This is a genomic window from Nitratireductor sp. ATLC21 (genome assembly GCF_057196525.1).
The window spans coordinates 363,776-377,598 of the sequence record NZ_JBXUOU010000003.1; the positions used below are offsets into that span (position 1 = coordinate 363,776).

15 protein-coding genes are annotated in these 13,823 nt (G+C 59.9%); 9 read left to right on the plus strand and 6 right to left on the minus strand.

Annotated features, from left to right (window positions below; all coding sequences use genetic code 11):
• Positions 1-20: 20 nt before the first annotated feature.
• On the minus strand, positions 21-668 hold the full coding sequence (locus tag AC2CHD_RS16190) for a hypothetical protein (RefSeq protein WP_484554509.1): 648 nt from the start codon (positions 666-668) through the stop codon (positions 21-23).
• Positions 669-848: 180 nt separating this feature from the next.
• On the opposite strand from AC2CHD_RS16190, the gene AC2CHD_RS16195 reads away from it, so the two are divergent.
• The 5 genes from AC2CHD_RS16195 to ptsP all read left to right on the plus strand — a co-directional run bounded on the left by AC2CHD_RS16195 (position 849) and on the right by ptsP (position 5,718).
• Positions 849-1,286: a transcriptional regulator GutM gene (locus AC2CHD_RS16195; protein WP_229449581.1), complete on the plus strand. Its 438-nt coding sequence runs from the start codon at positions 849-851 to the stop codon at positions 1,284-1,286.
• 82 nt (positions 1,287-1,368) lie between these two features.
• The gene (srlA, locus tag AC2CHD_RS16200) at positions 1,369-2,109 is read left to right on the plus strand and encodes a PTS glucitol/sorbitol transporter subunit IIC (protein ID WP_007009751.1); all 741 of its coding nucleotides are present in this window, start codon (positions 1,369-1,371) and stop codon (positions 2,107-2,109) included.
• 14 nt (positions 2,110-2,123) lie between these two features.
• Complete coding sequence (gene srlE, locus AC2CHD_RS16205; RefSeq protein ID WP_229449582.1) at positions 2,124-3,134, plus strand: PTS glucitol/sorbitol transporter subunit IIB; 1,011 nt, start codon at positions 2,124-2,126, stop codon at positions 3,132-3,134.
• A 174-nt stretch (positions 3,135-3,308) separates the two neighbouring features.
• Positions 3,309-3,692: a PTS glucitol/sorbitol transporter subunit IIA gene (locus tag AC2CHD_RS16210; protein WP_229449583.1), complete on the plus strand. Its 384-nt coding sequence runs from the start codon at positions 3,309-3,311 to the stop codon at positions 3,690-3,692.
• Between the two features lie 37 nt (positions 3,693-3,729).
• Positions 3,730-5,718, plus strand: coding sequence for a phosphoenolpyruvate--protein phosphotransferase (gene ptsP, locus AC2CHD_RS16215; protein WP_484554510.1), 1,989 nt, complete (start codon positions 3,730-3,732; stop codon positions 5,716-5,718).
• 9 nt (positions 5,719-5,727) lie between these two features.
• On the opposite strand, the gene AC2CHD_RS16220 is transcribed toward ptsP, so the two are convergent.
• On the minus strand, positions 5,728-6,486 hold the full coding sequence (locus AC2CHD_RS16220; protein ID WP_484554511.1) for a hypothetical protein: 759 nt from the start codon (positions 6,484-6,486) through the stop codon (positions 5,728-5,730).
• Positions 6,487-6,616: 130 nt separating this feature from the next.
• Here AC2CHD_RS16220 and AC2CHD_RS16225 point away from each other — a divergent pair, with 130 nt between their 5' ends.
• The 3 genes from AC2CHD_RS16225 to amaB all read left to right on the plus strand — a co-directional run bounded on the left by AC2CHD_RS16225 (position 6,617) and on the right by amaB (position 10,354).
• A complete protein-coding gene (locus AC2CHD_RS16225; protein ID WP_484554743.1) occupies positions 6,617-7,648 on the plus strand; it encodes a sugar-binding transcriptional regulator in 1,032 nt (343 codons plus the stop codon).
• A gap of 113 nt (positions 7,649-7,761) precedes the next feature.
• A complete protein-coding gene (locus tag AC2CHD_RS16230) occupies positions 7,762-8,655 on the plus strand; it encodes a LysR substrate-binding domain-containing protein (RefSeq protein ID WP_229449587.1) in 894 nt (297 codons plus the stop codon).
• A gap of 184 nt (positions 8,656-8,839) precedes the next feature.
• Positions 8,840-10,354, plus strand: a complete 1,515-nt coding sequence (amaB, locus tag AC2CHD_RS16235) for an L-piperidine-6-carboxylate dehydrogenase (protein WP_484554512.1) — start codon at positions 8,840-8,842, stop codon at positions 10,352-10,354.
• A gap of 91 nt (positions 10,355-10,445) precedes the next feature.
• Here amaB and AC2CHD_RS16240 read toward each other — a convergent pair whose 3' ends face one another.
• The gene (locus AC2CHD_RS16240; RefSeq protein ID WP_484554513.1) at positions 10,446-11,195 is read right to left on the minus strand and encodes an SDR family oxidoreductase; all 750 of its coding nucleotides are present in this window, start codon (positions 11,193-11,195) and stop codon (positions 10,446-10,448) included.
• Positions 11,196-11,286: 91 nt separating this feature from the next.
• Here AC2CHD_RS16240 and AC2CHD_RS16245 point away from each other — a divergent pair, with 91 nt between their 5' ends.
• The gene (locus tag AC2CHD_RS16245; protein WP_484554514.1) at positions 11,287-12,216 is read left to right on the plus strand and encodes an AraC family transcriptional regulator; all 930 of its coding nucleotides are present in this window, start codon (positions 11,287-11,289) and stop codon (positions 12,214-12,216) included.
• Between the two features lie 68 nt (positions 12,217-12,284).
• Here AC2CHD_RS16245 and AC2CHD_RS16250 read toward each other — a convergent pair whose 3' ends face one another.
• From AC2CHD_RS16250 to AC2CHD_RS16260, 3 genes are all read right to left on the minus strand, one after another.
• On the minus strand, positions 12,285-12,548 hold the full coding sequence (locus AC2CHD_RS16250) for a DUF2312 domain-containing protein (RefSeq protein WP_229449591.1): 264 nt from the start codon (positions 12,546-12,548) through the stop codon (positions 12,285-12,287).
• Positions 12,549-12,684: 136 nt separating this feature from the next.
• Positions 12,685-12,993 (minus strand): DUF1244 domain-containing protein, encoded by a 309-nt coding sequence (locus tag AC2CHD_RS16255; protein ID WP_229449592.1) that lies wholly within the window; start codon positions 12,991-12,993, stop codon positions 12,685-12,687.
• An 8-nt stretch (positions 12,994-13,001) separates the two neighbouring features.
• Positions 13,002-13,799 carry an N-formylglutamate amidohydrolase gene (locus AC2CHD_RS16260; protein WP_484554515.1) on the minus strand — a complete coding sequence of 266 codons (798 nt, stop codon included), beginning with the start codon at positions 13,797-13,799 and terminating at the stop codon, positions 13,002-13,004.
• Between the last annotated feature and the right edge of the window lie 24 nt (positions 13,800-13,823).

The following is a 13,823-nucleotide window of genomic DNA, read 5'->3' on the forward strand; positions in this document are numbered from 1 at the left end:
GAGATGACCGGTGCTGAATTTCAGCTGGCCGGGTCGGGGAAGATGGAGGGAGCGGCGATGCTTTTCCGCCCGGCCTCGACCGCGGAGCGCATGGCGTGTCTCCCTTCCACGAGGTCAGGGGCGACCCAGTTCGGCTCTGCTCCGAGAAACCGGTCGAGAAAGGCAACCGCTGTGGCGGGCATCTCACGCGTGTTTTCACGGTAAGACCACCACGTCCGCAGATCGTCGGCGCAGTGGTCAAGCCTTGGCGCCTGGCCGAATTCTTGCTCAAAGATGGCTGCGATGGCGCAGACACAATAGTTTGTATAGAGAAAGCCCTCGGGCCAGAATTTCACAATGTCTGCGTTGTCGGCACCGCGAGACACAATGCTCCCGTCCGCGACGGTGACCGGTGCGTTCCGGATCAACTCCTTGAGAGCGAGGCCTGCGGAATAAATGATGAAATCCGCTCGATCGAGCTGGGCGTAGGCTTTGTGGGCATCGACCATTTCCACCCAATCGAGGAAGACTCGGGTCAGCTTCTCTTCGTTCACCTCAAACGCGACACCGTAATGCTGCGTTACGGCTCTCGCATTGCCGCGAAACGTGGCGCGAAACCAGCGCAACTGGCGCAGCCGGTGGCGCAGATCGGGCATGACGGCAAGTTCGTTCTTGAAATCCAGATCCAACGGTGAACTCCTTGGCCTGAACAATAGCACGCCGCAGGCTGGTTCCAATCAAATAAGCGGCGCGTTCAGGCTGGGAGGAATATACAATTTGACATTTCAAAAAACAAATGTTCTTAGTTTCAGGATTGAGGTGTTTGCAGTGCGTACGCTTGGGATGAGCGTTTCGGGAGGAACGGCCTGATGGCAATATGGCAATGGGGGCTTTTGCTCCTCGCGGTCGTATGGGCATTGCAGTCCTACGGCGTGTGGCTGCAGATGCGACACTACTCCGATGTCTTCAAGGGCATTACCCACAAATACACGGACGGGTTCGTCGGGACGGGCGCCTTTCACGGGCGCTTTCTGAAGCGTGGAGCGATTGCCATCGTCGTTGTTGCTCCGGATCTTTCCGTTCGTCGCATTCTGACCATGAGCGGTCGCTCCGTTTTTGCAAAGTTCAAACGACATCAAGAGTTCGAGGGCATGTCCCTCGATCAGCTGCGGGCCGAGCCGGCGCTGTTCGGCGAAGACAAGCCGGGGCTTACTGCGGCGATTACTCAGGCGGTGGCACAGATAGACCGTACGCGCGCGGGCGATGAACCGCCGCTGCGGGAATCCCTGGCCGCAGCAAACGCATGACATACGGGACTGCACGCTCACCGGGGCTCAATCACCGGGGTGAGCAGAAGAGAGAGGGAGGACTATGTCTGTCATTTCACTAATGGCCCAGCATGCCGATACGGCTATGCAGGGGCTGCACATGGCTGGTGCTGTGGCCGGTGATGCCGCACTTACCGGCAAGCTGGCCGCCAAGGCGGCAGCAAATGATCTCGTCGTGCTTGCCCAGGCAGGCAGCGACATTTCGGTCGAAGAGTTCCGGCAGAAGCTGGATTCGGTCGCCCAGGAAGAGCAACTCGGCTGGCTCACAGCTGCCGGAAAATACTTCATCGGCATCTTCCAGAAAGGCGGCGAAGTGTTCGCCGGCTTCGTCACCGGAATCATTCCGACACTGGTTGTTCTGATGACGGCTTTCTACGCCATCACCGAACTGGTGGGCGAGAAGCGCGTTCACGGACTTGCCCAGAGCGCGGGCCGGATTGCGCTCACGCGTTACACGGTTCTTCCGGTGCTTGCGGTTTTCTTCCTCACCAACCCGATGGCGTACACGTTCGGTTCATTCCTGGAAGAGAAGCACAAGCCGGCATTCTATGATGCAGCGGTGTCCTATGTGCATCCGCCGCTCGGCCTGTTCCCGCATATCAATCCAGGCGAATATTTTGTCTGGGGCGGCATTCTTGTCGCGTTGCTCGAGCTTGAGAGCCAGGGCGTTGTTCCCGGTGGTTATCACATCACCGTGGCCATCTGGTATGCGCTTGTCGGCCTCGTCGTCATCCTGCTCAAGGGCATGCTGACCGAGAAGATCACCGCCATCATGGCGCGCCGCCAGGGCGTTGAGCTCTAGGGGAGGGGCAGGACATGGCGAAAACATACAAAGCAGTAAAAATCACGAAGGGTTCCTCCGGTTGGGGTGGCCCGCTGGTCATCGAACCGACGGCACAGCGCAACAAGGTTGTGTCCGTTACCGGTGGTGGCATTCATCCGGTCGCACAGCGCATTGCGGACATGACCGGCGCCGAAGTTGTCGACGGCTTCAAGAGCCCGCCGATTGAGAGCGAGATGGCGGTGGTCGTTGTCGATTGCGGGGGCACGGCGCGTTGCGGTGTGTATCCGCGCAAGCGCATTCCGACCGTCAATCTCACACCCGTCGGCCAGGCTGGGCCGCTCGCCCAGTTCATCACCGAGGACATCTATGTGTCCGGTGTGAAGCCGGAGAACATTGAGATGGCGGACGGTAGCGAAGCGGCGACTGTTGCTGGCGGCGCTGCTAGTGGCGCAGAAGCTGGCGAACAGGCCACTGCCTCCGCGGCGGCACCTGCACCGTCCAACGAAGGTGGTCTTGTCGGTCTTATCAGCAGCGTTGGCCGCGTGATGGGCCGCGTGGTGGGCATCTTCTTCAACGCCGGCCGTCGCACCATCGACCAGGTGGTTCGTAACGTTCTGCCATTCATGGCCTTCGTGACCATGCTGATCGGTCTGATCCTCTACACGGGCATCGGCGATGTGCTTGCCCAGCCCATGGGGCCGCTGGCCAACAACATTATCGGCTTGCTCATCATTTCGGCCATCTGTGGCCTGCCGTTCCTGTCACCCATTCTGGGGCCAGGTGCGGTTATTGCGCAGGTGATCGGTGTGGCGATCATCGGCCCGCAGATTGCCAATGGCACGATTTCGCCCGCCATGGCGTTGCCGGCCCTGTTTGCCTACAACACACAGGTGGGCTGTGACTTCGTGCCCGTGGGCCTCGCGCTGGGTGAAGCGAAGCCGAAGACGATCGAAATCGGCGTCCCGGCGGTGCTGATCAGCCGCCAGATCATGGGTCCCGTTTCCGTGGCACTCGCCTGGGCTGTCAGCCTGGTGGTGCTGTAACCCTCGGAGGCGGCGGCTGCCTTGGGGCGGCCGCTGCCTCTCGATTACCAGATCGCCGTGCGTCCATCCGGACGCACAACGGACGATCTAAACTATTGATGGAGCATCGGAATAGCCCGAAAACCGGATTCCACCTTTCGGTCCGATGCTCTCATTTGCATGGAGTTTTCTTGAATGTCGGTGTTTCTCAAAACGCGCATAACCGCAGTCGGTCCGGAAGTTGCGGATCTGGCGGAAGGTGGTGTCCTGATTCTGTTCGCTGATGGTGCGCCGGAGGAACTTGCCGAGGTTTCCGTTCTTCATGCGGTTCAGGATGGACCGTCTACCGATGCACCGGTGCCCGGCACGCGTGTCAGCGTTGGCGACAGTGTATCTGCAGAGATTACCGCCATGGGCGATGCAGCCTGGAACAAGGTGCGCGAGATCGGGCATGTTGTGGTGAATTTTAACGGTGCGACCGCCGTGGAGCGTCCTGGTGAGATTTGCGCGTCTGTAGTAGAGCCTGACAAGCTTGTCGCGGCGTTGAAGGCGGATGCCGTGATCACCATCGGCGCCTGACGCCGTTACGAAATCGAAGAAAAGACACGAGACCGGTATGGAACGCTCGACCATCGTCCGAGTGCAGGATGGCCTGCATGCCCGACCAGCCACCCGCTTTGTACGCCTCGCCAAGGGGTTCGAGAGTGAGGTGGAGATCGTAAAGGGAGAGAAGGCCGTTAGTGCCAAGAGTTCGGTCAAGCTGATGCTGCTTGGCGTGAAGGAAAATGACGAAGTCTCCATCCGCGCCGAAGGTGCCGATGCCATAGAGGCCGTCGATGCACTCATCGCCTATCTGGAAAACCCGCTTTCGGGGATTGAAGAGGGTGCCGACGAGATTTCGGCGCAGCCGTCTGAACCTCAGAAAGAGGCCGCGCCTCAAAAAGCGGCCACGAGTGCCGAAAGCCCGGTAGCTGAGGCAGGATTGCATGGTGTCGCTGCTAGCGCCGGCCTCGGGCTTGGCCCCGTCTTTGCGCATTTCCCGCAACAGATCGTGCCTGCCAACAAGACGCTTTCAGCCGAGGAAGTCGGCCCGGAGAAAAAACGCTTTGAGGATGCCGTGGTGCGGCTCCAGGAAAAGCTCGACCGCTCGCTTGCATCCGACGGCATGCAGGAAAGTGACCGTGGAATTGTCGCGGCCCTGCGTGACATTGCCTCCGACGATGCGCTGCGCGATGAGACGCTTGCCGCCATAGACGGTGGGCTTGATGCGGTTTCCGCCGTTATCGCGGCCTCGTCAAATCTCGCGGACGAGTTCCGCAAGCTGGATGATGCCTATATGGCGGCCCGTGCAGAGGACATGGAGTCCATCGCGCGGCAGATATGCCTGACGCTTCTTGGGCAGGAAGACGCCCGCCTTGATGACATTCCCGAAGGTGCAATTCTGGTTGCCGAGGACATCGGGGCTTGGGACCTGGCGCGCGCGCCACTCAAGCGCCTTGGCGGTGTGGTATGCGGACATGGCGGCGCTACCTCGCATGTGGCGATCATCGCCCGCACCCATGGCATACCGGCAGTGCTCGGTCTTGGTGAGGCAGTCAACCAGTTGCGTGAAGCCAAGGAAGCAGCCATCGACGGTCATACAGGGCAGGTTGTGGTCGAGCCGGATGCGGAGACCCGTGCCCGTTTTGCGGAGATGATCGGAGCCGCCGCGCGTGAAAAGGAAGCCCTCAAGGCTTACAAGGATGTGGTGCCGCGTCGGGCGGATGGAACGGTCATCCAGGTTGCCGCCAATCTCGGTTCGCTGGAAGAGGTCGAAGCCGCCCAGGAGGCCGGTGCGATGGGCGTTGGCCTGTTCCGTACCGAGTTGCTTTTCATGCGTCACATGCATCTGCCTTCCGAGGACATGCAGGCGGAAACCTATGCGGAACTCGCCCGGGCCTTTCCGGATCATCCGGTGATCGTGCGCACGCTCGATATCGGCGGTGACAAGCCGATCTCCGGCGTGGAGTTTCCGGAAGAAGAGAACCCCTTCCTTGGCTGGCGTGGCATTCGCATGTGCCTTGATCGGCCGGATATCTTCAAGGTGCAGCTGCGGGCGCTTCTGCGCGCTGCCGTTCACGGCAATCTGCGCGTAATGCTGCCGATGGTTTCGGATGTTGAGGAAGTGCGCCGCACACGCGCCCTCATCGAAGAATGCGCAGCCGAGCTGAAAGCCGAGGGGGTCGCCTGCGGCGAATTTCCGCTGGGGGTCATGATCGAGACGCCGGCTGCGGTCTTCGGTGCAGCAGCACTGGCAAAGGAGGTTTCGTTCTTCTCGATCGGCACCAATGACCTGACCCAGTATGTGATGGCTGCGGATCGCCTCAATCCCTCGGTCGCCAATCTTAACGACGCGGCTCATCCGGCCGTGATGGCAGCCGTTGAGCAGGCTGCAAAGGCTGCGGAGGAAGCAGGGATCGAGATTGGCATGTGTGGTGAGGCCGCCGCACGCCCCGATCTCATACCGGAGTTCATTCGCATGGGGCTGACGGAGCTCAGCATGAGCCCGGCGTCCATTCAGGCAACCAAGAAACAGCTTTCGGAGCTGCTGGAGACCGCTGCCTGATCAAACCGTCTATGGAAGATGGGTGAGCAGGCTCTCAAAAACGGCCGTCAGGTCGGTGATCGGTTGGTCCGCCGCAAGGCTGCGGGCCATCCGGTCCCGACGCGCTGAAATGGCCATTGTGGCGATGTCGAGCAAATCCGAAGCGGGGAGACTCTCGTCGGACCCGATCAGCGCCGAGGCGAGGAGCCCCGGTGCAAAGACAAGTATGACTGCTTTCGCATCCCGGGTGGAAGGCGACGCTGCCGGATCGTTCAAAGCGCTGCGGCAAATGTCCTGAACGAGGTGTGCAAGCATGCCCGCGATCAGTGCACGCTTCGTTTCATGTCCGGTGGTATTCTTCAGAGCCAGAACCATGTGGCCCTGCCGTTGACGTAGCGCCTCATGGGCCGCGGTGAACCCGGTTTCGCGAATCACCGGTGGCTCGGCAGGCTCGAGGGTGGCCGCCAGGATTTTTGCTGTGCGATACATGTGACGTCTGAAAGCACGTTCACCCGCGCCGGAGTCAGTGAAATAATCGCCGAGCGGCCATAAGACCAGTTCGTGCTGCTGCGCTCCAGGCAGAACAGTCCGAGACGTGGTTTCGGCGAGTGTCAGCGTGTCATCGAGCATGCTCGCAGCGCGTGCCAGAAGCGTCTCCATATCGCCGAAATTTCTGCCTGTGGGGGCTGTCGCCTGCCGCTCATGCCTATGAGAACGCAGAAAATCGCGTATGTCCCGCAAGCGGTCCTTAAGGTGAATCGCCATATCCTGCGAGGCATCACGAAGCATAAAGTAGTATCCTCAGGTAAGCACTTTTCCGCTACCGGGCATTGACCCGATGGCGACATCATTGTTTTGGTCTTCCCGGAAATCAAGCGAGATGCTTGTATCCGTCCCGGGGACAACGCAGGAAGACTATATGACCAAGGCCAAAGCGCACAAACAGTCCGCTGGGCAGCCCGCCGGTACGACCAGTTCTGGAGAGCTTGCGATCGTACCGGGCAGGGGAGGCGTGACCAGCAAGACGGATCGACTGCGTGTGCGCGCCGCATGGATGTATTTCGTTGAGCAGAAGACACAAAACGAAATCGCGGAGATCCTCGGCATTGGTCGGGTCAGCGTGGTGCGCATGCTTGCCGATGCGCGCGCCCGCAACGAGGTGAAGATCACAATCGAAGGTGATCTTGCAGAGATAACGCGTATCGAGCGGGCGCTTGAGAAACGCTTTGGTCTGGAACGTGCAGTGGTCGCGCCGCTCTCAGATCCTGATGCAGACCCGATACCGGCCATCAGTGCGGCTACTGGAAGTTTTGTCTCGGATGTGATGGCAACGGGCATGTCGGTTGGTGTCGGCTGGGGCCGAACGTTGTTCGGTTCCTTGCCGTTCATTCGCGCTCGACCACTGGCGGATTTCAGAGTGATCTCACTGTTGGGTGGCGTCGGCGTGGCGCGACGGTTCAATCCGGCCGAGTTTGCCTGGCGTTTTGCGCGCGCCTTTCAGGGGGACGGTTATCTCATTCCAGCACCTGCAGTCGTCGACAGCGTTGAAACCAAGACGGCCCTGATCGAGCGATGCGGTTTGCATGAGATCCTGGCTTTGGCTGATACGCTCGATGCGGTCATCGTTTCCATTGGCGGCCTGGCTTCGGCCACCACCTTTTATCGAGGTGGTTACCTCACTGAGGCCGTTCGGGCAGCCCTGGAGGAGAAGGGCGCGGTCGGAGACATACTTTACCACTTCTATGACATTGAGGGCCAATTGGTGGATCACCCGATCAACGACCGAGTGATGTCTGTCGATGTCGATCGTCTGCGGCGGGCGCCGATGCGAATCCTGACCTCAGGTGGTGAAGACAAGATCGAGGCGCTCGTCGGAGCCATGAAACTGGTTGAGCCGACAGTGTTCATCACGGACGAGGAGAGTGCTCGCAGCATCCTCGCTCATGCCTGATCGGCGCACGTCTATGAATTTCCTGCTGGATGTGTGAATTCGCTGTCCACGCGGCTATAAGATCAAAAGCGTTCAGGTCTGCGGCGGGTCGCACAGGGGAGCATTATTCGACGATGGTGGACAGGTTTGCGCGGCGCTTTTTGCCGTCCTTCTCGGTTCTGCGCAGCTTCGCATCCGCCGCGCGGCATCAGAGCTTTACCCTGGCTGCGGAGGAACTCAATCTGACGCAGAGCGCCGTCAGTCGCCATATTCGCGACATGGAAACGGCGCTCGGGTTCAGTCTGTTTCGGCGCGTGGGGCGGCGTGTGGTTCTGACGCCAGCCGGCAAAAATCTCGCCGATGCACTGGAAGACGATCTCAGCCGCATTACCCAGACCCTGCATCGAGCCATTGCAGCCGGGATGTCGGGGGCCACACTCAATGTGGCGAGCCTCCCGACCTTCGCCAGCCGTTGGCTCATTCCGCGATTGCCGGGATTTGAAAAGGCGCATCCGGGAATTGGGATCAATCTGACCGCACGCATTAATCCCTTCGACCTGGCTCACGAACGTTTCGACGTCGCCATTCATTTCGGGCGTGATAACTGGCCGGATGCGCAGCTCACCAAATTCTGCGATGAGGAGATGATTGCAGTAGCATCGCCGCAATTCATGGAGACAAACGGAGTCCATGGCCCGGCAGATCTTCTCAATGCGCCGCTTCTTCATCTCCAGAGCCGACCCGGTGCCTGGGGAGACTGGATGCACGAGGCGGGGCTACAAGACGTCCCGGCGCTTCCCGGCAAGCAGTTTGATCAGTTCACCATGGTCATCGCCGGGGCTGCGGCAGGGCTTGGGGCTGGTCTGGTGCCAGCCTACCTGATTGAAGAGGAGCTGCGCTCCGGCGTGCTGGTTCAGGTGGGGGATACCGCTCTCAAGACGCAGAACAGCTACTTCATCGTGCGGCCGTTGGGTGTAGAGAACCCCTCGGCGGATGCCTTCGTTTCATGGATCCTCGCCCAGGTTTAGCGGCACGGTCCTGTGTCGTTTTGCGCCCGTTCTGGCTGTTTTGCATTACCCTACATCATGAATACAGTCCGTTTTTCCATTTCCATTCCTGAGCGGCCCTCCCTACATTCCCGGCAGGGGCCGGTCAGGCCGTGCGGCAATCATCCGCGTCTCGAGAAAAGCTTACCCAGGGAGCGAAGCACCCATGAACGTCAAGAATGAAACACGCGAGCTTTTGAAGCGCCTCGGCGTTGACGAGAAGGCTTTTACCGGTGGCGACCTGTCGGTGCGCACGCCGGTCACTGGCGAGGAAATCGCTGCGGTCTCCTCCATATCCTCAGACCAGACCGGAGCTGCCATCGAGCGTGCGCATGAGGCCTTCAAGGCATGGCGCAATGTGCCGGCACCGCGCCGCGGCGAGTTGGTGCGGCTTCTGGGCGAGGAACTGCGCGCGTCAAAGGACGATCTTGGGCGTCTGGTTTCCATCGAGGTCGGCAAAATCCGCTCGGAGGGCCTCGGCGAGGTCCAGGAAATGATCGACATTTGCGACTTTGCCGTTGGCTTGTCGCGGCAGCTCTATGGATTGACCATTGCTACCGAGCGCCCGGGACACCGGATGATGGAAACCTGGCATCCCTTGGGTGTGGTCGGGGTCATCTCCGCTTTCAATTTCCCGGTGGCTGTGTGGTCGTGGAACGCGGCTCTCGCCTTCGTCTGTGGCGATAGCGTCGTGTGGAAGCCCTCCGAAAAGACGCCGCTGACAGCGCTCGCCTGCGAGGCGATCTTCAAGCGTGCGGTCAAGCGCTTTGGCGATGACGCGCCTGCGGATCTTCTCACCGTCCTCATTGGTGATCGCGCCGTTGGCGAAGCCATGGTTGATCATCCGAAGGTGCCGCTGGTCTCGGCCACCGGGTCCACGCGGATGGGCCGCGAAGTGGGGCCGCGCCTGGCAAAGCGGTTTGCCCGGGCGGTGCTGGAACTTGGCGGCAACAATGCCGGCATTGTCTGCCCTTCAGCCGATCTCGATATGGCGCTGCGCGCCATCGCCTTTGGCGCCATGGGCACGGCAGGTCAACGCTGCACGACGCTGCGCCGGCTCTTTGTGCACGAATCGGTCTATGACGCATTGCTGCCGCGTCTGCGCAAGGCGTATGAATCGGTGTCCGTCGGCAGCCCGCTCACGACGGATGCCTTGGTGGGTCCCCTGATCGACAAGAGTGCATTCGACAACATGCAGAAGGCGCTTGAAGAGGCGAAGAAGCTTGGCGGCAAAGTGGTGGGTGGCACGCGCTTCGACAGCGGGGATGCAGATGCCTATTACGCGCACCCGGCTCTGGTCGAAATGCCGGAGCAGGCGGGTGTTGTTCTCGAAGAGACCTTTGCACCGATCCTCTATGTGATGAAATACAGCGATTTTGACGAGGCGCTTGAACTTCACAACGCTGTGGGTGCAGGACTTTCTTCCTGCGTTTTCACCACCGATATGCGTGAGGCGGAGGAATTCCTCAGCGCCCGTGGGTCCGATTGCGGCATTGCCAATGTGAACATTGGCACCTCCGGTGCCGAGATCGGCGGTGCGTTCGGTGGTGAAAAGGAAACGGGCGGTGGCCGCGAATCGGGGTCCGACGCATGGAAGGCTTATATGCGCCGTGCGACGAACACGGTGAATTACTCGAAGGAGCTGCCGCTCGCACAGGGCGTCTCCTTCGATATCGAGTAGATATGCAGGCTACAATCGCAAAAGGGCGGCTTCGGGCCGCCCTTTTTCGTGTTTGGAGCATGTCATGCTGCATACGCTTCCAGACCCGCTCTCAGGCAACAAGAGCCAACGCATCCGCGCCGGCTGGCTGCACTATCGGGCAATCGGGTTCGGTGACAGCCCGCCAGATCGCAGCCATGACATCCGCCGGTTCTGTGACCGGCTCTTCCGCTGCTGCATTCATCGCGTCGAAGACCTGCTTTGCGATGGGCTGATAGGCATCGGGAGTGCTTCCTGAGGCGCTCATCCGGATCCTCGCATTCGCTCCGAAACGCGTTGTCGGTGCGCGGCCGGGCAGAACCAGCCGGGCACGAATGCCGAGTGGTGCTACTTCCAGTGCAAGACATTCGGTAAAGGCGTTCACGGCCGCCTTGCTTGCCGTGTAAACCGGAAGAAGCGGCAGAGCCTTGAGGGTCGTGCTGGAGGAAACATTCACGATCACCCCTGCCTTGCGCTGGCGAAACTGCGGCAGCACTGCGCGGGTCATCTCCATTGTTCCAAACGTGTTGGTGTCGAATATTTCCCGGATCATTTCTTCAGGGGTGCCTTCCAGAGGGCCCATCCATCCGATCCCCGCATTGTTGACGAGCGCATCGATTGGCCCTGCGTCTTCAACGGCGCGACGGATCGAGACAGGATCTGTCACGTCCAGCGGCAGGATGCGGAGGCGTTCAGAGGCGGGGAGCGCACCATGCTCCGGTTTCCGCATCGTGGCGACAACAGACCATCCCTGCGCGATGAAATGGTGCGCGGTCTCCCGTCCGAATCCGGAAGAACATCCGGTGATCATCACAGTCTTCATCTTGGCTTCTCCTGTTGGGGCCTTCTGATATCGACCGTGCGGATCGTATTTTCTATAATCAATAATCCTTATTTCTTTATCGGAAGTCCAAATGTCTGATCCGCTCTCACAAGCGATTTCCCTTCTTCGGCCCCGTGCGCCGTTTTCCAAGCTGGTGCAAGCCTCCGGTGCCTGGCGGGTCCGGCGTGAGGAATTGGACAAGGCTTATTATTGCCTCATGCTGGACGGGCAGGCGCGCCTTGAAGTGGACGGGAAACCGCCGGTGGAACTTCGCCGCGGCGATTTCGTCCTGGTGCCGGCAGCGCCCGGGTTTTTCATGTCCAGCATTCAGCCCATACTCCCGGTCGGGCGGGAAAGCAGCCCGCGGATTGGACCGGACGGAATGGCGAGAATCGGTCCGGAGGAGGCCCCTGTCGATGTTCAGGCGCTTGTCGGTTACTGCAGTTTTGATGCCCCTGATGCCGAGTTGCTGGTATCGCTGCTGCCCGACATCGCAGTGGTGCGCGGTGAAGCACGTCTGGGCGAGCTGGCGCGGCTGGTGAGGGATGAGGCGCGTTCGGAGCGTCCGGCCAAAGATGTTGTTCTAGAGCATCTGCTCCAGGTGCTGCTCATTGAAGCGCTGCGTTCGGCAACGGATGCGGGAGATATGCCGGGGCTGTTGAGGGGGCTTGGTGACGAACGGTTGGCTGGTCCCTTGCGCGCGATACATGCGGAGCCTGCCCGCGCATGGTCCGTGGCAGAACTTGCCCGGAGGGCGGGCCTGTCTCGTTCCAGCTTTTTCACGCGGTTCAACCGGGTGGTGGGAATGCCGCCGATGGAGTACCTGCAAAGCTGGAGAATGACGCTTGCCAAGAGCATGCTGAATTCGAAAGCGCACAGCATTGCGGAAACTGCGATAAAGGTCGGCTATGGTTCGACCAGCGCATTCAGTACGGCTTTCTCCCGATATACTGGCGTTTCACCGGCCAGGTATATCCGCGAGAAAGGCGGCAAGGAAAACCAAGCCTTTCTGCAAAGGTAAAACTCTGCCCCGGAGCGATTGGAGCGGAGTGCCGGGCGCCATCAGGTCAGCGCCCGATCAGCCCTGCATTACTCCATGCCAAGCGCGGCCTTGTAGAGGTCGATCATGGCTTCCTCTTCCTGACGCTCAGCCTGGTCCTTCTTGCGCAGCCGCACGATGGTACGCACAGCCTTGGTGTCGAAGCCGTTGGCTTTCATTTCGGCGTAGACTTCCTTGATGTCCTCCGAAATGGTCTTTTTGTCTTCCTCAAGTCTTTCCACGCGCTCTATGAAGGCGCGAAGCTGGCCAGCGGCCACGGTGTCGGCAGTCTCGGTCGTAATGTCGTCGGCCATGCAAAACTCCGGTCGATTGTTTTGAAAGCCCGCGAGTCGGGCGTTGAGGCGTGGCAGGTTCGATGCCCCAGAGAGCCCCGTCGGTCAAGGGATTTGCTGCTTTCAGCGAAACCCCTGCTGCCAGAACAATGACTGGTCAGTGCTCTTTCGGCCGGTTGGCCACGAAAGCCGCTTTCTGGGCCTCGTTTGCCTCGGTCTGGTATCTCGCGCGCCATTCCTCATAGGGCATGCCGTAGATGATCTCACGCGACTCCTCCTTGGAAAGCGCGATCCCTTCAGCCTCGGCGGCGTCCTTGTACCAGTTGGACAAGCAATTGCGGCAAAAGCCAGCCAAATTCATCATGTCGATGTTCTGGACATCGGTCCGGATGCGCAGGTGATCGACCAGGCGGCGAAACGCAGCAGCTTCGAGGTCGCGTCTCTTTTCTTCACTCAGCGTTGTCATGGCATTCCTCACATATGATCTGTTCGGGACCCAAAGTGCATCACTTTATGGATATCGGGCCGTGTATTGATGGCTTCAATCATGGGGGCCAGCGTTTCCGACCAGGCGATGGCGCCGTCTTGGCCGGCAATTAAATCCTGGCGAAGCTCAATCAGCGCATAGGGAAAACCCTTCATCGTGGCGTGTTGATGCATGGTGTCGCCGGGATAGGCGCCATCATAGGGTTCATTGTCCCCCACCGTGAGATTGCCATCGGCACGCAGCATTTCGATCAGAGGGCCGGCGGCCCGGCTGTCGATGTCCCACAGCACACCCACCTCCCAGGGTCGTTTGCGGCCCAGAAGAGACGGCGTGAAGGAGTGGATGGCGATTATCAATGGCGCGCCTCCGATGGCTTCTCCCACTCCCCGCACCGCCTCACCCACTGCATGGTGGAAGGGGCGATAAAAGTGATCTATCCGCTTTTGCCGTTCTTCTGGGGGCAAAGGGTAATTTCCGGGAATGATCGTTCCGTCGTAGAGTTGCCTGATCAGGGTCGGGTCATTGATGCCGCGATTTGGATCGATGAGCAATCTTGAGAAACCGCCCAGGACCGCCGGCACCCCCAGCCTTGCTGAGAGGGTGCGGGTGACCATCTCCACGCCAATGTCGTAGGCGATGTGACGCTCAAACTCTGACGTCGGCAGGCCCAGCGCTCCGTATGTTTCTGGCAGCGCTCGCTTCGCGTGGTCGGCCACCAGGACGATGCCCCTGGCAGGATCACCGGGAATCAATTCGAACGGTGATGTGAAGGTCAGGGCATTCATCAAACAGGTTCCGGGAAAATTGGT

What these genes read in the sequence shown, in the direction of transcription:
- AC2CHD_RS16220 (WP_484554511.1), bottom strand. Translation starts at nt 6,486, where the DNA reads ATGCTTCGTGATGCCTCGCAGGATATGGCGATTCACCTTAAGGACCGC.
- ptsP (WP_484554510.1), top strand. Translation starts at nt 3,730, where the DNA reads ATGGAACGCTCGACCATCGTCCGAGTGCAGGATGGCCTGCATGCCCGA.
- srlA (WP_007009751.1), top strand. Translation starts at nt 1,369, where the DNA reads ATGGCCCAGCATGCCGATACGGCTATGCAGGGGCTGCACATGGCTGGT.
- AC2CHD_RS16225 (WP_484554743.1), top strand. Translation starts at nt 6,617, where the DNA reads ATGACCAAGGCCAAAGCGCACAAACAGTCCGCTGGGCAGCCCGCCGGT.
- AC2CHD_RS16255 (WP_229449592.1), bottom strand. Translation starts at nt 12,993, where the DNA reads ATGACAACGCTGAGTGAAGAAAAGAGACGCGACCTCGAAGCTGCTGCG.
- amaB (WP_484554512.1), top strand. Translation starts at nt 8,840, where the DNA reads ATGAACGTCAAGAATGAAACACGCGAGCTTTTGAAGCGCCTCGGCGTT.
- AC2CHD_RS16230 (WP_229449587.1), top strand. Translation starts at nt 7,762, where the DNA reads ATGGTGGACAGGTTTGCGCGGCGCTTTTTGCCGTCCTTCTCGGTTCTG.
- AC2CHD_RS16260 (WP_484554515.1), bottom strand. Translation starts at nt 13,799, where the DNA reads ATGAATGCCCTGACCTTCACATCACCGTTCGAATTGATTCCCGGTGAT.
- srlE (WP_229449582.1), top strand. Translation starts at nt 2,124, where the DNA reads ATGGCGAAAACATACAAAGCAGTAAAAATCACGAAGGGTTCCTCCGGT.
- AC2CHD_RS16245 (WP_484554514.1), top strand. Translation starts at nt 11,287, where the DNA reads ATGTCTGATCCGCTCTCACAAGCGATTTCCCTTCTTCGGCCCCGTGCG.
- AC2CHD_RS16240 (WP_484554513.1), bottom strand. Translation starts at nt 11,195, where the DNA reads ATGAAGACTGTGATGATCACCGGATGTTCTTCCGGATTCGGACGGGAG.
- AC2CHD_RS16195 (WP_229449581.1), top strand. Translation starts at nt 849, where the DNA reads ATGGCAATATGGCAATGGGGGCTTTTGCTCCTCGCGGTCGTATGGGCA.
- AC2CHD_RS16250 (WP_229449591.1), bottom strand. Translation starts at nt 12,548, where the DNA reads ATGGCCGACGACATTACGACCGAGACTGCCGACACCGTGGCCGCTGGC.
- AC2CHD_RS16210 (WP_229449583.1), top strand. Translation starts at nt 3,309, where the DNA reads ATGTCGGTGTTTCTCAAAACGCGCATAACCGCAGTCGGTCCGGAAGTT.